Genomic DNA, 19717 nt, shown 5'->3' with positions numbered 1-19717 from the left:
GCAGCTTATTTGTTCAGTTCAGCGGTCATGTGTACGCGGTTACCCGTAAACGCCTGGGTAATTTTGTAAGATGACGCGCCCGCTTCCTGAGCCTGTGCAGCAATTTTGGCTTCTGCGCCATCAATGGTAGTGGCGGTTGCGGTCACAGTCTGTGCAGCGAAAGAACCGAAAGATGTAGCCAGAGCGATTACTGCGACAAAAGTTTTGATGCTTTTCATGATATAAACCCTTTCAATTAGTTGTTTGTTTAAGGCACCGTGCCTTGATGAGATAAATAGTAGACCTCATCATGAACAACTAAAAGCGGAAGGATTTGCTATTCTTTTTCAAATTTACTGATCAACTATTAATCGCTGCGGATGGGTATAAATCGTCGCCCTTCCCGGCTTACAGAACCCCACCAGCGTCAGGTTACAGCGCTCCGCTACTTCTACCGCCAGCGTGGTCGCGGCCGATACGGCAAAAAGGATTTCAACGCCGCACATCGCCGACTTTTGCACCATCTCGTAGCTGGCGCGGCTGGAGACCAGTGCCGCCCCCTGCTGCCAGAGGTCGCTTTCGCGCGCCCGGCGGCCCATCAGTTTATCCAGCGCCACATGGCGGCCGACATCCTCATGTCCGCCGGCAATATCGCCCGATGGCAGAACCCATGCCGCTGCATGCGTGCATCCGCTCAGCTGGCCGACAGGTTGCACGTCATTCAGATGTTCAAGGGCATGGTCGAGATGGGCCAGATTGAAGGTCTGGGTAAACGGCAGAGGTGCGACAGGCTTACCGATATCATTGAGCTGCTCTACCCCGCAAACCCCACATCCGGTACGCCCGACCAGCGCGCGTCGCCGCTCTTTGAGCCCCATAAAGCGGCGGCTTGAGAGTTCGATTTGCACTTCAAGGCCGTTGCAGGCCTTCACCACATCCATGCCGTAAATTTCTTGCGGGTGCTCAATGATGCCTTCCGAGAGGGAAAAGCCAATCGCGAACAGCTCCAGATCTTTCGGCGAGGCCATCATCACCACATGGGAAATACCGTTGTAAACCAGAGCAACGGGCACTTCCTCCGCCAGAAAATCAGGCGTGGTGTGGGTAATGTGGGGCGGTCTGTGTACCGACAGTTCCACGATACCGGCAGGCAGTGGCGACGAGTGGGTAACACGGTTTTGTTTAGACACAGCGGTATTCCTGAACAACCACGGAGGTGAGCCTGCTATTGCATCACAAACCGCAGGCCATACGCATAGTATGGATCAACTTTTCAGCACCCATCCTCATCAAGTTTACCTACTCATTTGGGAGAGGCGCAACCGAGGCGGTGATACAGCCCTTTAACATGCCGGGGCAATAATGTGACTTGTGTCACACTTTATAATCAACACAGTGATAATACGTTCACTTTGTATTAACGCCATTGGAACAGGCGTACCGACATTGTGGTATTCTGATGATATCCCTCGTAGAACTGAGGGATTAACGCAAATTTTTCTCCTTTGCGGTCACCGTTCAACCGCGAAGTCAAAACTACATATGTAAGCAATGTCGAAACAAGGAGTGACCCATGCAGGTCAGCAGAAGGCAGTTCTTTAAGATCTGCGCTGGCGGTATGGCAGGCACCACGGCGGCGGCACTGGGTTTTGCACCCGGTGTAGCGCTGGCGGAGACGCGGCAATATAAACTGCTGCGCACCCGTGAAACCCGTAATACCTGTACGTACTGCTCTGTCGGTTGCGGGCTGTTGATGTATAGCCTCGGCGACGGTGCTAAAAACGCCAAAGCGTCTATCTTCCATATCGAAGGTGACCCGGACCATCCGGTCAACCGCGGCGCGCTGTGCCCGAAAGGTGCCGGCCTGGTTGACTTTATCCACTCCGAAAGCCGCCTGAAATTCCCTGAATATCGTGCGCCAGGTTCCGATAAATGGCAGCAAATCAGCTGGGAAGACGCATTTGACCGCATCGCTAAACTGATTAAAGAAGACCGCGATGCCAACTTTATTGCGAAGAACGCTGAAGGCGTCACCGTCAACCGCTGGCTCTCCACCGGGATGCTGTGTGCGTCTGCTTCCAGTAACGAAACCGGCTATTTAACCCAGAAATTTACGCGTGCACTCGGTATGCTCGCGGTCGACAACCAGGCGCGTGTCTGACACGGACCAACGGTAGCAAGTCTTGCTCCAACATTTGGTCGCGGTGCGATGACCAACCACTGGGTCGACATCAAGAACGCCAACCTTATTGTGGTGATGGGCGGTAACGCCGCTGAAGCGCACCCTGTCGGGTTCCGCTGGGCGATGGAAGCCAAAATCCACAACGGTGCGAAACTGATTGTGATCGATCCCCGCTTTACGCGTACTGCGTCAGTGGCGGATTTCTACACCCCTATTCGTTCAGGTACTGACATCACTTTCCTGTCAGGCGTATTGCTGTACCTGATGACCAACGAAAAATATAACCGCGAATACACCGAAGCCTATACCAACGCCAGCCTGATCGTGCGTGAGGATTACCACTTCGAAGATGGACTGTTCAGCGGTTATGACGCCGAAAAACGCAAATACGACAAGACCAGCTGGAACTATGAGTTGGACGAGAAAGGCTTTGCGAAGCGTGATACGACGCTGCAGCATCCGCGCTGCGTGTGGAACCTGCTGAAAGAGCACGTTTCCCGCTACACGCCGGACGTTGTCGAAAACATCTGTGGTACGCCGAAGGAAGACTTCCTGAAGGTGTGCGAGCTTATCGCCGAAACCAGCGCGAAAGACAAAACGGCGTCGTTCCTCTACGCGCTCGGCTGGACCCAACACTCTGTCGGCGCGCAGAACATCCGTACCATGGCGATGGTTCAGCTGCTGCTCGGCAACATGGGGATGGCTGGCGGCGGCGTGAACGCCCTGCGTGGTCACTCCAACATTCAGGGTCTGACCGACCTTGGTCTGCTGTCTCAAAGCTTGCCTGGTTACATGAACCTGCCAAGCGAAAAACAGACCGACCTGCAAACCTACCTCACAGCCAGCACGCCTAAACCGCTGCTCGAAGGTCAGGTGAACTACTGGGGCAACTATCCGAAGTTCTTCGTCTCGATGATGAAAGCCTTCTTCGGTGACAAAGCGACAGCTGAAAACAGCTGGGGCTTTGACTGGCTGCCGAAGTGGGACAAAGGTTACGACGTTCTGCAGTACTTCGAGATGATGCATCAGGGCAAGGTGAATGGCTATCTGTGCCAGGGCTTTAACCCGGTCGCCTCATTCCCGAACAAGAACAAGGTGGTTGAATCGCTGTCGAAACTGAAATTCCTGGTGACGATTGACCCACTCAACACCGAGACGTCGACCTTCTGGCAGAACCACGGTGAGTCGAATGACGTTGACCCATCGAAGATTCAGACTGAAGTGTTCCGTCTGCCTTCTACCTGCTTCGCGGAAGAGAACGGTTCCATCGTGAACTCTGGCCGCTGGCTGCAGTGGCACTGGAAAGGCGCGGACGCCCCGGGCATCGCCATGAACGACGGCGAGATCCTGGCCGGTATCTTCTTACGCCTGCGTAAGATGTATGCGGCAGAAGGCGGTGCGAACCCGGAACCGGTGCTGAACATGACCTGGAACTACTCGACGCCGGAAAACCCAGCGCCGGAAGAAGTGGCGATGGAGAGCAACGGTAAAGCGCTGGCAGATGTTATCGACCCGGCTACCGGGACGGTGCTGGCGAAGAAAGGCGATCAGCTCAGTACCTTCGCGCACCTGCGTGATGACGGCACGACCGCCAGTGGCTGCTGGATCTTTGCCGGTAGCTGGACGCCGAAAGGTAACCAGATGGCCAACCGCGATAACGCTGACCCGTCAGGCCTCGGCAATACGCTGGGCTGGGCCTGGGCATGGCCGCTGAACCGCCGCATTCTCTACAACCGTGCTTCCGCTGACCCGCAGGGTAATCCGTGGGATCCGAAGCGTCAGTTGCTGAAATGGGACGGCGCGAAATGGGGCGGTGTGGATATTCCGGACTACAGTACTGCCCCTCCAGGCAGCGATGTCGGGCCGTTTATCATGCAGCCTGAAGGGATGGGACGCCTGTTTGCTATCGATAAGATGGCGGAAGGGCCATTCCCGGAACACTACGAGCCGTTTGAGACGCCGCTGGGCACCAACCCGCTGCACCCGAACGTGGTCTCTAACCCGGCAGCCCGCATCTTTAAGGGCGATTTCGACGCGCTGGGTAAAAAAGACAAGTTCCCGTATGTGGGCACCACTTACCGTCTGACCGAACACTTCCACTACTGGACCAAGCACGCGCTGCTTAACGCTATCGCGCAGCCGGAACAGTTTGTGGAGATCGGCGAGAAGCTGGCGAACAAGCTCGGCATTGCCCATGGCGATACCGTGAAGGTCTCTTCTAACCGTGGCTACATCAAGGCCAAGGCGGTGGTGACCAAGCGTATTCGCACGCTGAACGTTCACGGTCAGCAGGTGGATACCATCGGTATTCCGATTCACTGGGGTTATGAGGGCGTGGCGAAGAAAGGGTTCATTGCGAACACCCTGACGCCGTTCGTCGGTGATGCGAACACGCAGACGCCGGAGTTTAAGGCCTTCCTCGTGAACGTGGAAAAGGTGTAACGGAGACGACTTATGGCTTATCAATCTCAAGACATTATCCGTCGTTCCGCGACTAACGGTTTCACGCCCGCGCCTCAGGCGCGGGACCACCAGCAGGAAGTGGCGAAGCTTATCGACGTGACCACCTGTATCGGCTGTAAAGCCTGCCAGGTGGCCTGTTCTGAGTGGAACGACCTCCGTGATGAAGTGGGTCACAACGTCGGGGTGTACGACAACCCGGCTGACCTGACCGCCAAGTCCTGGACGGTGATGCGTTTCTCGGAAGTGGAACAGAACGACAAACTGGAATGGCTTATCCGCAAAGACGGCTGTATGCACTGTGCGGATCCGGGCTGCCTGAAGGCATGTCCGTCAGAAGGGGCTATCATTCAGTATGCTAACGGTATCGTCGACTTCCAGTCCGAACAGTGCATTGGCTGCGGCTACTGCATAGCGGGCTGCCCGTTCGATGTCCCTCGCATGAACCCGGAAGACAACCGCGTCTACAAATGCACGCTGTGCGTAGACCGCGTAAACGTCGGCCAGGAGCCTGCGTGCGTGAAAACCTGTCCGACGGGCGCTATCCACTTTGGTTCCAAAGAGGATATGAAAACGCTGGCGGCTGAACGCGTGGGCGAACTGAAAACCCGTGGCTACGACAACGCAGGCCTGTACGATCCGGCCGGCGTGGGCGGCACGCACGTGATGTATGTGCTGCACCACGCAGACAAGCCGAATCTGTATCACGGCCTGCCGGAGAACCCGGAAATCAGCGCGACCGTGAAGTTCTGGAAAGGCATCTGGAAACCGCTGGCAGCGGTGGGTTTTGCTGCCACCTTCGCAGCGAGCATCTTCCACTATGTCGGTGTTGGTCCGAACCGCGCGGAAGAGGAAGACGACAACCTGCATGAAGAGAAAGACGAGGTGCGCAAATGAAAAAACGTGACACCATCGTGCGCTATACCGCGCCGGAACGCATCAACCACTGGGTCACCGCCTTCTGCTTCATGCTGGCGGCGATAAGCGGGCTGGGGTTCTTCTTCCCCTCCTTCAACTGGCTGATGCAGATCATGGGGACACCACAGCTGGCGCGTATACTGCACCCGTTTGTTGGCGTCATCATGTTCGCGTCGTTCATCATCATGTTTTTCCGATACTGGCACCATAACCTAATCAATCGGGATGATATCTTTTGGGCGAAGAATATTCGTAAGATCGTCGTCAACGAGGAAGTGGGTGATACCGGGCGTTATAACTTCGGCCAGAAGTGCGTATTCTGGGCGGCGATTATCTTCCTGGTCCTGTTGCTGGTGAGCGGCGTGATCATCTGGCGTCCGTATTTTGCGCCTGCTTTCTCAATCCCGGTGATCCGATTCGCGCTGATGATGCATTCATTTGCCGCAGTGGCGTTAATTGTGGTTATCATGGTGCATATTTACGCCGCCCTTTGGGTGAAAGGCACCATTACCGCGATGGTGGAAGGCTGGGTAACCAGTACGTGGGCGAAGAAACATCACCCGCGCTGGTACCGAGAGGTCCGCCAGAAACAGGAAAAGTCATCTGAATGAGTATTCGCATAATCCCGCAAGATGAGCTGGGTTCGAGCGAGAAACGCACGGCGGAATATATTCCGCCGTTGTTATTCCCCAGACTCAAGAACCTCTATAACCGCCGCGCAGAGCGTCTGCGCGAGCTGGCAGAGAACAACCCACTGGGCGATTTTCTGCGTTTTGCCGCGCTGGTTGCCCATGCGCAGGAAGTGGTGCTGTACGACCACCCGCTGCAAATTGACCTGACCGCGCGCATCAAAGAGGCCAGCGAGCAGGGTAAGCCTCCGCTGGATATCCACGTTCTGCCGCGCGATAAGCACTGGCATACGCTGCTGCACTCCCTGATTGCCGAGCTGAAACCCGAGATGAGCGGTACCGCGCTGGCGGTCATTGAGAATCTGGAAAAAGCCTCCGATCAGGAGCTGGAAGAGATGGCGAGCGCGCTGTTTGCGTCCGATTTCTCCCTGGTCAGCAGCGACAAAGCGCCGTTCATCTGGGCGGCGTTGTCGCTTTACTGGGCGCAAATGGCCAGCCTGATCCCGGGTAAAGCACGCGCCGAATACGGTGAAGCGCGTCAATTCTGCCCGGTATGCGGCTCAATGCCGGTGTCCAGCATGGTGCAGATCGGTACCACTCAGGGGCTGCGTTATCTGCACTGCAACCTGTGTGAAACCGAGTGGCACGTGGTGCGCATTAAATGCAGCAACTGCGAGCAGACGCGCGATCTCAACTACTGGTCGCTGGAAAATGAAGACGCGGCGGTCAAAGCTGAAAGCTGCGGCGACTGCGGTACCTACCTGAAGATCCTTTATCAGGAAAAAGACCCGAAAGTCGAAGCCGTCGCCGACGATCTCGCCTCGCTGATTCTGGACGCCAAAATGGAGCAAGAGGGCTTTGCCCGCAGCTCTATTAACCCGTTCCTGTTCCCGGGTGAAGGGGAGTAATCCCTACTCACAGTGCCGGGCAACGTTGGTTTGCCCGGCCTGTATCTGGTTGACTGAAACATCCTCGCCTTCCTCTCGCATATCTTCCAGCATCACTGTGCAGGCAAACTACACGTGCGTTATTCAGGACTAAAGCCAAATTTAACATCCATGTTTACTTTTACGAGCCGCTTTCCAGAATCGTTTTCAGCCTCATTTTCCCTGTTTAACTCGACAACAAACTGAGTTATAACACTGTATATTCATACAGATTAAAGGGACCCACATGGCACTCGAAAAAGGGATTGATACGCTGGTTCAGGCGTTCATCGCAGCAGGACGCCCTTCTGCGCGTAGCCAAAGTATTGATGACCGGAGAGCAGGCTATATTGCCAGCACGGCGCTTGCCGGTGAGACAGAAACGCGCGTTGACGTAGAAACGCTGAGCCTCGAAGGCATCACATATCGCGTCTTCTCTCCGCCAGATGCTGCTGAAAAGCTGCCGACCGTTATCTACTACCACGGGGGATGCTTCATAAGCGGCGGCTTCGATACTCACGATAATCAACTGCGCCAGTTAGCGTTTTATGGCAACTGCCGCGTCATTGCGATCCAGTACAGACTTGCTCCTGAACATACCTACCCTGCCGCCCATGATGATGCAGAAAGAGGCGCACATCTGGTCTGGCAATACGCGGATATGTTTGGCGTGGATAAAAACCGTATCACCCTGTGCGGGGACAGCGCAGGAGGCCATCTGGCACTGGTGACGGCCCTGCGGCTCACGTCTTCCGGACTCTGGCAGCCTGCGCAGCTCATTCTTATCTACCCGATGCTGGATGCCACGGCCTCTTTTGAAAGTTATACCCGTAACGGCGCGGATTACGTCATCACCCGCGATACGCTGCTGAGCGGATATGAGCTCTATCTGGCCAACACGGAACGCCAGCATCCTGAAGCGAGCCCGCTCTGGCGAAAGGATTTTAGCGGCCTGCCTCCCGTGCACATCATTACTGCCGAGTTTGATCCGCTTTGCGACGAAGGTGAAGCGCTATATCAGCGCCTGACTGAGCAAGGCGTCACGTGTACGGCTCAGCGGTGGCTGGGGGTTATCCATGGATTTTTCCAGCTTGGCGGGGTCAGCCCGTCTGCGCGCGATCTTCTGAGGGATATTGCCAGACGGATCGGCGCGGGGAATTAGCCCGGCAATCATGCCGGGACGCCGGAGCCTACTCTTCTTCGTTTCCACCCTCTTCAAACGCGCCAAACGGCTTCGCAGGAAGAACGATGTAGGTACCTTCAAAGACGGCACCCGGCGTTTCATCGCCGAACAGCTCAACGCGCATCTGTACGCGCGCTTTACGCCCGCGCGCCAGGCGGTCGAGATCGCCACCAAGTGCGCCAAGATCGGCAACGGCGCTCGGCTTACCACTGATCGGCGCGCTGTAACGTATATGGGCATCGGCCAGAATAATGGTGCCGCCAAGATGGCGTTCGCGGAGCATCAGCCAGATAAGCCCCCAGCCGGTCAGCGTGGCGAGTGAAAACAGGCTGCCGGCAAACAGGGTGTGATGGGGGTTCTGATTGCCGATTTCCGGCATGGTGGTAATGAATTTTTGCCCGGTGTACTGCTGAATACGCACGCCCATTTTTTCACTCAGGGGAATGTGCTGATACCAGGCCTGCTGGAGCTGCCCACACCAGTCGGCGCGATGGAGAATATCATCCAGCGTAGCGATGGGTTTGATCATCAAAAAGTGACGAATCGGCGTGGTTTGCGGGGCGGTGATTTCACCCTGGTTAACAAAACCAAGTTTGGCGAAGAATTCGACGGCGTCTTCGCGGGCGCTACAGGTGACGCGTTTAACCCCTTCCTGACGGGCGACGGACTCAAGGGTCATCGCCATCAAGGTGCCGAGGCCTTTATCCTGCACGGAAGGATGAACCGCCATAAAGCGGATTGAAGCTTCGTTATCGGCATTGATGTACAAACGCCCGACGGCGACGAGGTTACCCTCTTCGTCCATCACCATCTGGTGGTGGGCCATCGCATCCCAGGCGTCGCGCTCAGACCCTTTTGGCTGATGTAATGGCTTGCGTAACATTTCCCAGCGGAACTGGTAATAGGCTTCTAACTCTTCTTCCGTTTGCGGTACTCGAAGGTGATACATAGCTGTACTCTCTCTTGTTACCCGCGGCCACGCCGCCAGTTGGCTCATACCTGGAGCCAGAATGTGACGGGGCCATCGTTCACCAGCGATACCTGCATATCTGCAGCGAATCGTCCGGTTTGCGTATTCATGTCCTGTTGACGACAACGCGCCACAAAGTACTCGTAAAGGGCTTCTGCACGATCCGGTGCGGCACCTTTAGAGAAACCCGGGCGCATGCCGCGCTCGGTATCGGCCGCCAGCGTAAACTGGGAGACCACCAGCACGCTGCCACCCGCCTGCTGAACGTTCAGGTTCATCTTACCATCCGCATCGCTGAAAATGCGGTAGCCCAGCACGCGCTCGCACAAGCGGTTGGCTTTCTGTTCGTCATCATCCTTTTCGACACCTAACAACACTAAAAGTCCTGGGCCAATTTCACCCGTCACCTCTCCCTCCACGGTGACGCTGGCACGGGTTACGCGCTGTATCAATGCAATCATGGTTGGTCTGCTTCTTGTTGTTTTTCAGCTTCTGCTGCTTTTTTAAGTTCGCGGTATACGCCGAGAGTGACAGTTATTTCGGCACCAAGCAAGACGATACACCAGGTCCAGTAGACCCAGACAAATAAAATGGGGATCACCGCCAGCACGCCGTAAATCAGCTGATAAGACGGGAACATGGTGATGTAAAGGGCAAACCCTTTTTTGCCCAGTTCAAAGAGCAATGCCGCGACCAGCGCGCCCACGACCGCATCGCGGTTAGGCACGCGCGTGGTCGGTACCACGCTGTAAAGCAGCCAGAAAGAGAGCCACGATAAAATCAGCGGGAAGATACGCAACAGGTTATCGATAACGCCGTTGAGATCGCTGGCCCAGCGCAGCGAAAGCAGATACGAACTGATAGCCAGACTCGCTCCGGCCAGCAAGGGCCCCAGCGTTAAGATCATCCAGTACACCGCAAAGGAATAAACCTTGGGCCGCGCCTTTTTACTCCGCCAGATGGCATTCAGCGCGTTATCTATGGCGTACATCAATAACAGCGCCGTGACGATCAGGCCACACGCCCCAACCGCCGTCATTTTGCTGGAGTTAGCGACAAACTGTTCAATGTAGTTCTGTATGACGTCCCCGGTGGCGGGAATAAAATTCGCAAAGACAAAGTGGCGAAGCTGCAGGCTGACATCTGCAAACATTGGAAAAGCGGAAAATAGCGCAAAAATGACGGCCACCAGCGGCACAAGCGAGAGCAGTGACACGTAGGCGAGGTTACCCGCCAGCGTGGTCATGTTGTCCTCATCAATGCGATGCCAGAGCAGTTTCAGCCACGCCCTGAGCGGACGAGTATGATGCGTGGCTTTTTGATGAACGGTTTTTAGCATAACTGCTTCGCAAAATAGTTTGGTATCGTCTCCTTTCCGGTCACCAGAATTGACGTGATACCCAACTGGTTAGCTCCCTCTATATTATCGGCATTGTCGTCGAAAAAGACCGCATCGGCCGCGGTGAATCCTTCCGCCTGCAGAACCGCCTGATAGATACGCGCTTCGGGTTTACGCATCCCCATCTCCTGGGAGAGGTAGATTTTATCGGCCGCCGCCTGCACCTCAGGATACTCGTCAGGCCAGAACGTGGTATGCAGACGGTTAGTATTCGACAGCACCACAACCCGATGCCCCTGCTCGCGGAGTTTATGCATAATGGCGATCACGTCCGGGCGGATCGCGACGAATACTGCCTGCCAGCCATGGGAAAACTGCTCGTAACTTAACGGCACATCCATTTCATGACACAGACGTTCAGCAAATTCTTCATCGCTAATTTCGCCGCGCTCGTGCTGATGGAATGTCTCGCCCATGGCGAAACTCTGCTTTAACGTCGCCAGCGGGACACGGCTAAAGTCGCTCCATGCGCCCAGCACCCGATTAAAATCGATATCGACGATTACATTTCCTAAGTCAAAGATATAAAGCATTTTTTATCTCCTGCTCGCCGTGGAAAAGTAACTGTAGCGGGAAAGATAAGGTTTGGCTATGCGCCAGATTCAGCTTACAGAAAGGAAAGGCCCGAGCCTGAATATCGGGCCATTAAGAAGGGTTAGCCTGCCTGCTGTTCGTCGCCTGAATTCACCTCAACGACTTCAACCTTGCTGGATTTGAGATGATTTTGCAGCGCAGATCCCGGTAGCTCATCGGTGAAGAGCGCGGTTGCCTGCGACACGTTACCAATTTCAACGGCAGCAGAGGCGTGGTATTTCGTATGATCGGCCGCCAGTAAAATATGTCGCGCGTGGGCCATCATGGTTTTCACCACGCTGGCTTCATTAACGTCAAACTCCATCATCGCACCGTCGTGTTCAATTGCTCCGACGCTGGTCACCAGGTAATCGGCACGGAAGCCTGACACGAACGCCGTCGCCGCAGGCCCGATAATGCCTCCGTTATGCGGACGCAGCGTACCGCCGGGCACCATCACTTCAAAGCGCGGGTTCTTATACAGAATATGCGCCACCCGCAGGCTGTTGGTGATGATGCGCAGATGATTATGGTTGAGCAGCGCCCGGGCAACGTGCTCCACCGTCGTCCCGATAGTAATGAAGATGGTTGAACCATCGGGAATGTAGTCGGCAATCGCTTCGGCAATGGCCCGCTTCTCTTCGGTCAAGGAGACTTCACGTTGCTCAAATGCGGTGTTCACCACGCTGGATGCCCTGCCCGCGCCGCCATGATGACGCGTGATCAGCCCCTGCTCACTCAGCTTGCGGATATCCCGGCGCACGGTTTGCGTTGAGACGTCCAGCAGTTGCGCCAGTTCATCAATGTTCATATAGCCGCGGTCAGCAATCAACGTAAGCAGTTGATCGTGCCGCGGGTTGCCGGTCAGTTCGGTAAGGCTCATGGGCTGTCCTCTGAAAACCATCACGCCCCGCATTTTATACAAAAAGTGACAAAAAAGAGCGGGTTTGATCACAGTCAGGTATACCCGCCCGTCCGCCGGGCCGGGTACATTTCAGTGCCGCAACCGCGCTCGCGAAACGTACCGCGTCTGGTGACGCCCCCTGCTGCGCCAGACTCACCGCCAGCGCGCCGTGAAAGACATCCCCTGCACCTGTGGTATCCACCACGTCGACCGCAAATCCCGGCTGATGACGAAGCGCGCCCTGCTCCAGCCAGTAACACCCTTCACGCCCTTGCGTGACGTAGACATGTCCATTTGTGAGCGTTTGTGCTTTTCTCAGCGCGTTTTCCGTATCGTCCAGCTGGCTTAAACGCCGCAAACCCGGCGCGGAGAAGGCCGCGTGATCGCTTAAGGCGACCAGTTCAGCAATGTCCTGCGGGGTGACATCGGCATCAAGCAGCGTGCTGACGCCCTGCTGGCGGGCAAGGGTGAACGCCTGTTTAGCCCCTTCGTGCCAGCGCACGTCGGCTAATACGATATTCCATTGCGAAAAATCGATATCCTGCAACCATGCCGCCGTAGCCGGGAGATCGGGGCTGGGGTAGTTAGCAATAACACGCTCCCCGTGGCCATCCACCAGCACGGCCGATTGCGATGAACGGGCTCCTTTCACCATCCGCGTATAGCGCGTGTTTACCCCCAGGGACTCCAGCTCCGCGAGCAGTCTTCTGCCGGTATCGTCATCACCCACCCGGCCAATAAAGTCCACCTCAGCCCCCAGTTTCGCTGCCGCCACCGCCGCAGTCGCCGCAGGACCGCCGCCCACCTCCGTATAGTCTTTTGCGACATATTTTCCACCTTCTTTCGGTAAATCATCGAGATACCAGATGCGATCCAGCACGGTAATGCCGACACAAACGATGCGAGTCATGGTGATTCCTTCTGCGTTTTCTGATGCTCTCATTTTAATTTCACGAAATGTTTAAAAAGTGACCCCTGTCAATTTTTTGACTATAAATTACAAATACGATCAAAAACAGACAACACAAACGCTCAATAATTGACACGATGTGACAGGAGAGAAGCATGTCAGCAATTGCCTTTATCGGGTTAGGACAGATGGGTGCGCCCATGGCAACGAATCTGCTTAAACAGGGCCACCAGCTTCACGTTTTTGATGTAAACCCGCAGGCGATACAGGCTCTGGTGGCGCGTGGAGCCCGGGCTGCAGCCACGCCTGCACAGGCAGTAAAGGAAGCCGAATTTGTCATCACCATGCTGCCAAACGGAGACCTGGTTCGCACAGTCTTGTTTGGTGAGCAGGGCGTCTGCGAAGGGTTATCCCGCGAAGCGCTGGTCATTGATATGTCCACCATTCACCCGCTACAGACCGATGCCCTGATCCACGACATGGCTGAACGTGGTTTCAGCATGATGGATGTGCCTGTCGGACGCACATCGGACCATGCCGTCGCCGGAACATTACTCCTTCTGGCTGGCGGCACCGCGCAGCAGGTTGAACGTGCCACGCCGGTGTTAATGGCGATGGGCAATGAACTGATAAACGCAGGTGGGCCAGGCATGGGCATCCGCGTGAAGCTTATTAACAACTACATGAGCATTGCCCTGAACGCGCTGTCCGCTGAAGCCGCCGTGCTGTGTGAAGCCCTCGGCCTCTCTTTCGATGTGGCGCTCAGCGTTATGAGCGGTACGCCAGCAGGCAAAGGCCACTTCACCACCTCATGGCCTAACAAGGTGCTCAAAGGCGATCTTACACCGGCCTTTATGATCGACCTCGCGCATAAAGATCTGGGGATCGCGCTGGACGTGGCAAACCAGCTCCACGTCCCGATGCCGCTGGGCGCCGCCTCCCGTGAAGTCTACAACCAGGCGCGGGCCGCCGGACGCGGGCGCGAAGACTGGACAGCCATTCTTGAACAGGTTCGCGCATCCGCCGGGCTGAAAAAAACACACTGATACGAAAGGACTGAGGAATGACGATGTACACCCTGAAAGATATCACCCGACCTTCCGGCGGTTTTGCGATGCTGGCCGTTGACCAGCGCGAAGCGATGCGCCTGATGTTTGCTGCGGCTGGCGCACCGGTACCGGTCACCGATCGGCATCTCACCGACTTTAAGGTCAACGCGGCCAAAATTCTGTCGCCGTATGCCTCCGCCATTCTTGTCGATCAGCAGTTTTGCTACCAGCAGATCGTTGAGCAACAGGCCGTTGCCAAAAGCTGCGCGATGATTGTGGCAGCAGACGAATTTATTCCGGGGAACGGGATCCCCGTTGACAGCGTCGTCATCGATAAAAACGTTGATGCCCAGGCGGTCAGGCGCGATGGCGGCAAAGCGCTGAAGCTACTGGTGCTGTGGCGTAGCGACGAAGATCCGCAGCAGCGTCTGGAGATGGTGAAAGCGTTCAATCAGCTGTGCCATGACAATGGACTACTTAGCATTATTGAGCCGGTAGTCCGCCCGCCGCGTCGCGGCGCGACGTTTAATCGTGAACAGGCCATTATCGACGCGGCAAAAGAGCTGGGAGACAGCGGAGCTGACCTTTACAAAGTGGAGATGCCCCTGTTCGGCAAAGGCTCTCAGCAGGAATTGCTGACTGCCTCGCAAAAACTGAACGAGAACATCGCCATGCCGTGGGTGATCCTCTCATCCGGCGTGGACGATAAGTTGTTCCCAAGGGCGGTGAGTGTTGCGATGCAGGCGGGCGCATCCGGCTTTTTAGCCGGCCGCGCCGTCTGGTCATCAGTGATTGGCCTGCCGGACACGGAACTGATGCTCCGTGATATTTCTGTGCCGAAACTGCAGCGTTTGGGTGAGATCGTCGACGAAATGATGGCTCGCCGTTAAGAAAGGACCCGAACATGAAATGGTTTAACACCCTAAGCCATAACCGCTGGCTTGAACAAGAGACTGACCGCATTCTCGATTTCGGTAAAAACGCCGCCGTGCCGACCGGTTTTGGCTGGCTGGGCAATAACGGTCAGGTGCGCAGCGATATGGGCACGCATCTGTGGATCACCGCCCGTATGCTGCACGTTTATGCCGTGGCGGCAAACATGGGACGTCCCGGCGCATATGCCCTGGTGGAGCATGGCATCAACGCCCTGAATGGTCCGCTGCGTGACCCGCAATATGGCGGCTGGTACGCCTGTATTAACGATGAAGGCGTTATGGATGCCTCCAAGCAGGGCTATCAGCACTTCTTTGTTTTGCTGGGCGCAGCCAGCGCCGTCACCACCGGCCATCCACAGGCTCGCAAGTTACTGGACGATGCCATTGAGGTGATTGAGCGTTATTTCTGGAGCGAACAGGAACAGATGTGCCTGGAATCCTGGGATGAGGCCTTCAGCAAAACCGAAGAGTACCGTGGCGGCAACGCCAATATGCACGCTGTCGAAGCCTTCCTGATTGTGTATGACGTGACGCATGACCGTAAATGGCTCGACCGCGCCCTGCGCATTGCCTCGGTGATCATTCACGACGTGGCACGCAAGGGCGAGTACCGGGTTAATGAGCATTTCGATACACAGTGGAACCCCATCCGCGATTACAACATTGATAACCCCGCTCACCGTTTTCGCGCCTACGGCGGTACGCCAGGCCACTGGATCGAGTGGGGCCGCCTGATGCTGCACCTGCGCGCTGCGCTGGAAGCGCGTTTTGAAACACCCCCCGCATGGCTGCTGGAAGATGCAAAAGGGTTGTTCCACGCCACAATCCGCGACGCCTGGGCACCCGATGGTGCCGACGGTTTTGTCTATTCCGTTGGCTGGGACGGTAAACCCATCGTTCGCGAGCGCGTGCGCTGGCCGATTGTCGAAGCGATGGGAACGGCCTATGCGCTCTATACCGTCACCGGCGAGGCGCAGTACGAAGCCTGGTATCAGAAATGGTGGGATTACTGCATCAAATACCTGATCGACTACGAGAACGGTTCATGGTGGCAGGAGCTGGATATCCATAACGAAGTGACCACCAAAGTCTGGGACGGCAAGCAGGATATTTATCATCTGCTGCATTGCCTGGTGATCCCTCGCTTACCGCTGGCGCCAGGGTTAGCCCCGGCCGTTGCCGCCGGATTACTGGATAGCCAGGCCAAATAATAAAAACGGAGATCTTATGCGTACCCTACACAATATTATTCTTAAAAGCAGTGAACATGGTTTCACCCTGAGCTGGCAGGATCGTCTGATTCTGTCCCACACCGCCGACACCCCGTGCCTGTGGATCGGTGCGGGTGAAGCCGATATCGAGATGTTTCGCGGCAACTTCAGCATCAAAGACAAACTCAACGAAAAAATTGCCCTGACCGAGGCCACCGTCGCGCCGCAAAATGCGGGCTGGGCGATTCGCTTTACCCGGGGTGACGCCGTCAGCGCCACGCTACTGGTGGGTATGGATGCCGAAGGACGCCTGGAGCTGAAACTCAAAAATGATGCCACCAGCCATAACCGCATCTGGCTGCGGCTGGCGGCCCAGCCCGAGGATCATATCTATGGTTGCGGAGAGCAGTTCTCCTACTTCGACCTGCGCGGCAAGCCGTTCCCGTTGTGGACCAGCGAGCAGGGCGTGGGCCGTAATAAGCAGACCTACGTCACCTGGCAGGCAGACTGCAAAGAGAACGCGGGCGGCGATTACTACTGGACCTTCTTCCCGCAACCCACCTTTGTGAGCACCCAGAAGTACTACTGCCACGTGGATAACAGCTGTTATATGAATTTCGACTTCAGCGCGCCGGGGTTCCACGAGCTGGCCTTCTGGGAAGATAACGCCACGCTGCGCTTCGAATGTGCGCAAACGTATGTCGATCTGCTGGAAAAACTGACCGGGTTACTGGGCCGTCAGCCCGAACTGCCGGACTGGGTTTACGACGGGGTAACGCTGGGCGTTCAGGGCGGCACCGACGTGTGCCAGCAAAAGCTCGACACCATGCGCAACGGCGGTGTGAAGGTGAACGGTATCTGGGCGCAGGACTGGTCCGGCATCCGGATGACCTCCTTTGGCAAACGCGTGATGTGGAACTGGAAGTGGAACAGCGATCTGTATCCGCAGCTGGATACACGTATCCCGCAGTGGAAGCAGGAGGGCGTGCAGTTCCTCTCCTATATCAACCCTTACGTGGCCAGCGACAGAGACCTCTGTGAAGAGGCGGCGAAACGCGGTTATCTGACCAAAAACGCCGACGGGCAGGACTATCACGTCGAGTTCGGCGAGTTCTACGCGGGCGTTATCGACCTGACGAATCCGGAAGCCTACGACTGGTACAAAGAGGTCATCAAAAAGAACCTGATAGCGCTGGGCTGTGGCGGCTGGATGGCTGATTTTGGTGAATATTTGCCGACTGATACCTTCCTGCACAACGGCGTGAGCGCGGAAATCATGCACAACGCCTGGCCTGCGCTATGGGCGAAATGTAACTACGAGGCGCTGGAAGAGACCGGCAAGCTCGGCGAGATCCTGTTCTTTATGCGCGCGGGTTATACCGGCAGCCAGAAACACTCGGTGATGATGTGGGCCGGCGATCAGAACGTCGACTGGAGCCTGGACGACGGTCTGGCGTCAGTGGTTCCTGCGGCACTCTCACTGGCAATGACCGGGCACGGGCTGCATCACAGCGACATCGGCGGTTATACCACGCTGTTTGAGATGAAACGCAGCAAAGAGCTGCTGCTGCGCTGGTGCGACTTCAGCGCCTTCACACCGATGATGCGTACCCACGAGGGCAACCGCCCTGGCGATAACTGGCAGTTTGATGGCGACGGCGAAACCATCGCCCACTTTGCGCGTATGACGACCGTCTTCACTACCCTGAAGCCCTACATCAAAGCCGCCGTTGCGCAGAACGCGAAAAGCGGCCTGCCGGTGATGCGTCCGCTGTTCCTGCATTACGAAAACGATGCGCGCAGCTACACGCTGAAATACCAGTATCTGTTTGGCCGCGATCTGCTGGTGGCACCGGTCCATGAAGAAGGCCGTCGTGACTGGACGCTCTATTTGCCTGAGGACACCTGGGTGAATGCCTGGACGGGTGAAACGCATGAGGGCGGTGACATCACCGTTGACGCTCCGCTCGGCAAACCGCCGGTGTTTTATCGTCAGCAAAGCGAATGGGCAGACCTGTTTAGCACCTTACGTCATATCTGATAAGGCTCGCCCGCAGGGAAACCTGCGGGCAGATGGAGAACAATAATGCGTCAACACGCTTCCGATCCGGCAACGCTACGCCTGCCGTTTAAAGAGAAACTCGCCTACGGGATGGGCGATCTCGGCTCTAACATCCTTCTGGATATCGGCACGTTGTATCTGCTGAAGTTCTACACCGACGTTCTTGGCCTGCCTGGCACCTACGGCGGGATCATCTTCCTGATTGCCAAGTTCTTCACCGCCTTCACCGATATGGGCACGGGTATCATGCTCGATTCCCGACGCAAGATCGGTCCTAAGGGCAAATTCCGCCCGTTCGTGCTGTATGCGGCGTTCCCGGTGACGTTACTGGCCATCGCAAACTTTGTCGGCACGCCGTTTGAAATCACCGGCAAAACGGTGATGGCGACCGTGCTGTTCATGCTTTACGGCCTGTTCTTCAGCATGATGAACTGCTCCTACGGTGCGATGGTGCCGGCCATTACCAAAAACCCGGACGAGCGCGCTTCGCTGGCCGCCTGGCGTCAGGGCGGCGCCACGCTTGGCCTGCTGCTCTGTACCGTCGGGTTTGTGCCGGTAATGAACCTGATTGAAGGCAATGACCAGCTTGGGTATATCTTTGCCGCGACCCTCTTCTCGCTGTTCGGACTGTTCTTTATGTGGTGGTGCTATAAGGGCGTGACCGAGCGTTACGTTGAAATGCAGCCCGCCAATCCAGCCCAGAAGCCCGGCCTGCTGCAGTCGTTTCGCGCCATCGCCGGTAACCGACCGCTGTTTATTCTCTGCATCGCCAACCTGTGCACGCTGGGGGCCTTCAACGTTAAGCTCGCCATTCAGGTTTATTACACGCAGTACGTGCTGAACGACCCTATTCTGTTGTCCTACATGGGCTTTTTCAGCATGGGCTGCATTTTTATCGGCGTCTTTATGATGCCCGGCGCGGTGCGTCGCTTCGGCAAGAAAAAGGTCTATATCAGCGGGCTGCTGATTTGGGTGGCAGGCGACCTGCTCAACTACTTCTTTGGCGGTGGTTCGGTGAGCTTTGTGGCGTTCTCCTGTCTGGCCTTCTTCGGCTCAGCCTTCGTGAACAGCCTCAACTGGGCGCTGGTGTCCGATACCGTGGAGTACGGCGAGTGGCGTACCGGCGTGCGATCCGAAGGGACGGTCTATACCGGCTTTACCTTCTTCCGGAAGGTCTCACAGGCGCTGGCCGGCTTCTTCCCCGGCATCATGCTCACGCAAATCGGCTATGTGCCAAACGTGGTGCAATCCGCCGGAACGGTTGAAGGGCTGCGGCAGCTGATATTTATCTACCCCAGTCTGCTGGCCATCATCACCATCGTGGCGATGGGCTGTTTCTACAACCTCAACGAGAAGATGTATGTGCGCATCGTGGAAGAAATTGAACTGCGCAAACGTACAGCATAACTGACTTGAGAGAGCGCCCT

At 56.1% G+C, this 19717-nt stretch carries 18 protein-coding genes; 10 read left to right on the top strand and 8 right to left on the bottom strand.

All coding sequences use genetic code 11. The annotated features are described in order from the left end of the window. Positions 1–5: 5 nt before the first annotated feature. Both ACMVME_RS21115 and fdhD read right to left on the bottom strand, forming a co-directional pair. Entirely contained in the window at positions 6–218 is a 213-nt protein-coding gene (locus ACMVME_RS21115) for a DUF1471 domain-containing protein (protein ID WP_020883972.1), read from the bottom strand. A 114-nt stretch (positions 219–332) separates the two neighbouring features. Further along, positions 333–1169: a formate dehydrogenase accessory sulfurtransferase FdhD gene (gene fdhD / locus ACMVME_RS21110; protein WP_252070275.1), complete on the bottom strand. Its 837-nt coding sequence runs from the start codon at positions 1167–1169 to the stop codon at positions 333–335. Positions 1170–1552: 383 nt separating this feature from the next. On the opposite strand from fdhD, the gene fdnG reads away from it, so the two are divergent. The 5 genes from fdnG to ACMVME_RS21085 all read left to right on the top strand — a co-directional run bounded on the left by fdnG (position 1553) and on the right by ACMVME_RS21085 (position 8256). Beyond that, the gene (fdnG, locus tag ACMVME_RS21105; protein WP_088202997.1) at positions 1553–4603 is read left to right on the top strand and encodes a formate dehydrogenase-N subunit alpha; all 3051 of its coding nucleotides are present in this window, start codon (positions 1553–1555) and stop codon (positions 4601–4603) included. 12 nt (positions 4604–4615) lie between these two features. Then, positions 4616–5518: a formate dehydrogenase subunit beta gene (gene fdxH, locus ACMVME_RS21100; RefSeq protein WP_014172231.1), complete on the top strand. Its 903-nt coding sequence runs from the start codon at positions 4616–4618 to the stop codon at positions 5516–5518. Beyond that, positions 5515–6150, top strand: coding sequence for a formate dehydrogenase cytochrome b556 subunit (gene fdoI / locus ACMVME_RS21095; protein ID WP_113657036.1), 636 nt, complete (start codon positions 5515–5517; stop codon positions 6148–6150). The genes fdxH and fdoI overlap by 4 nt, the downstream gene beginning before the upstream one ends. After that, positions 6147–7076 carry a formate dehydrogenase accessory protein FdhE gene (gene fdhE, locus ACMVME_RS21090; RefSeq protein ID WP_040018302.1) on the top strand — a complete coding sequence of 310 codons (930 nt, stop codon included), beginning with the start codon at positions 6147–6149 and terminating at the stop codon, positions 7074–7076. Before fdoI ends, fdhE begins: the two co-directional genes overlap by 4 nt. 265 nt (positions 7077–7341) lie before the next feature. Further along, positions 7342–8256 carry an alpha/beta hydrolase gene (locus ACMVME_RS21085; RefSeq protein WP_014172234.1) on the top strand — a complete coding sequence of 305 codons (915 nt, stop codon included), beginning with the start codon at positions 7342–7344 and terminating at the stop codon, positions 8254–8256. A gap of 28 nt (positions 8257–8284) precedes the next feature. Here the strand turns inward: ACMVME_RS21085 and fabY are convergent, their stop codons facing one another. The 6 genes from fabY to ACMVME_RS21055 all read right to left on the bottom strand — a co-directional run bounded on the left by fabY (position 8285) and on the right by ACMVME_RS21055 (position 13033). Beyond that, positions 8285–9226, bottom strand: a complete 942-nt coding sequence (gene fabY / locus ACMVME_RS21080; RefSeq protein ID WP_020883976.1) for a fatty acid biosynthesis protein FabY — start codon at positions 9224–9226, stop codon at positions 8285–8287. Positions 9227–9270: 44 nt separating this feature from the next. Then, a complete protein-coding gene (dtd, locus tag ACMVME_RS21075; RefSeq protein ID WP_014172236.1) occupies positions 9271–9708 on the bottom strand; it encodes a D-aminoacyl-tRNA deacylase in 438 nt (145 codons plus the stop codon). Beyond that, positions 9705–10586, bottom strand: coding sequence for a virulence factor BrkB family protein (locus ACMVME_RS21070; protein ID WP_014172237.1), 882 nt, complete (start codon positions 10584–10586; stop codon positions 9705–9707). Before ACMVME_RS21070 ends, dtd begins: the two co-directional genes overlap by 4 nt. Next, entirely contained in the window at positions 10580–11179 is a 600-nt protein-coding gene (gene yihX, locus ACMVME_RS21065) for a glucose-1-phosphatase (RefSeq protein ID WP_014172238.1), read from the bottom strand. Before yihX ends, ACMVME_RS21070 begins: the two co-directional genes overlap by 7 nt. Positions 11180–11301: 122 nt before the next feature. Further along, positions 11302–12102, bottom strand: a complete 801-nt coding sequence (locus ACMVME_RS21060) for a DeoR/GlpR family DNA-binding transcription regulator (RefSeq protein ID WP_020883978.1) — start codon at positions 12100–12102, stop codon at positions 11302–11304. Positions 12103–12136: 34 nt separating this feature from the next. Then, positions 12137–13033 (bottom strand): sugar kinase, encoded by an 897-nt coding sequence (locus ACMVME_RS21055; protein ID WP_068795450.1) that lies wholly within the window; start codon positions 13031–13033, stop codon positions 12137–12139. A 155-nt stretch (positions 13034–13188) separates the two neighbouring features. Here ACMVME_RS21055 and yihU point away from each other — a divergent pair, with 155 nt between their 5' ends. Genes yihU through ACMVME_RS21030 form a run of 5 tightly spaced genes read left to right on the top strand, consistent with a single transcriptional unit; the run spans position 13189 to position 19697 of the window. Beyond that, the gene (yihU, locus tag ACMVME_RS21050) at positions 13189–14079 is read left to right on the top strand and encodes a sulfolactaldehyde 3-reductase (RefSeq protein WP_068795451.1); all 891 of its coding nucleotides are present in this window, start codon (positions 13189–13191) and stop codon (positions 14077–14079) included. Between the two features lie 17 nt (positions 14080–14096). Continuing rightward, positions 14097–14972, top strand: coding sequence for a sulfofructosephosphate aldolase (gene yihT, locus ACMVME_RS21045; RefSeq protein WP_025202734.1), 876 nt, complete (start codon positions 14097–14099; stop codon positions 14970–14972). Between the two features lie 14 nt (positions 14973–14986). After that, complete coding sequence (gene yihS, locus ACMVME_RS21040; protein ID WP_014172243.1) at positions 14987–16228, top strand: sulfoquinovose isomerase; 1242 nt, start codon at positions 14987–14989, stop codon at positions 16226–16228. 16 nt (positions 16229–16244) lie between these two features. After that, complete coding sequence (locus ACMVME_RS21035; RefSeq protein WP_068795452.1) at positions 16245–18269, top strand: alpha-glucosidase; 2025 nt, start codon at positions 16245–16247, stop codon at positions 18267–18269. A 45-nt stretch (positions 18270–18314) separates the two neighbouring features. Continuing rightward, positions 18315–19697: an MFS transporter gene (locus tag ACMVME_RS21030; RefSeq protein WP_014172245.1), complete on the top strand. Its 1383-nt coding sequence runs from the start codon at positions 18315–18317 to the stop codon at positions 19695–19697. Positions 19698–19717 lie beyond the last annotated feature (20 nt).

Source organism: Enterobacter cloacae complex sp. 2024EL-00711, assembly GCF_047529885.1.
In the GTDB taxonomy this organism is placed as follows: Bacteria; Pseudomonadota; Gammaproteobacteria; order Enterobacterales; family Enterobacteriaceae; genus Enterobacter; species Enterobacter ludwigii.
Note: the sequence above shows the minus strand (reverse complement) of the source record. Positions and strands in the feature narration are given on the sequence as shown.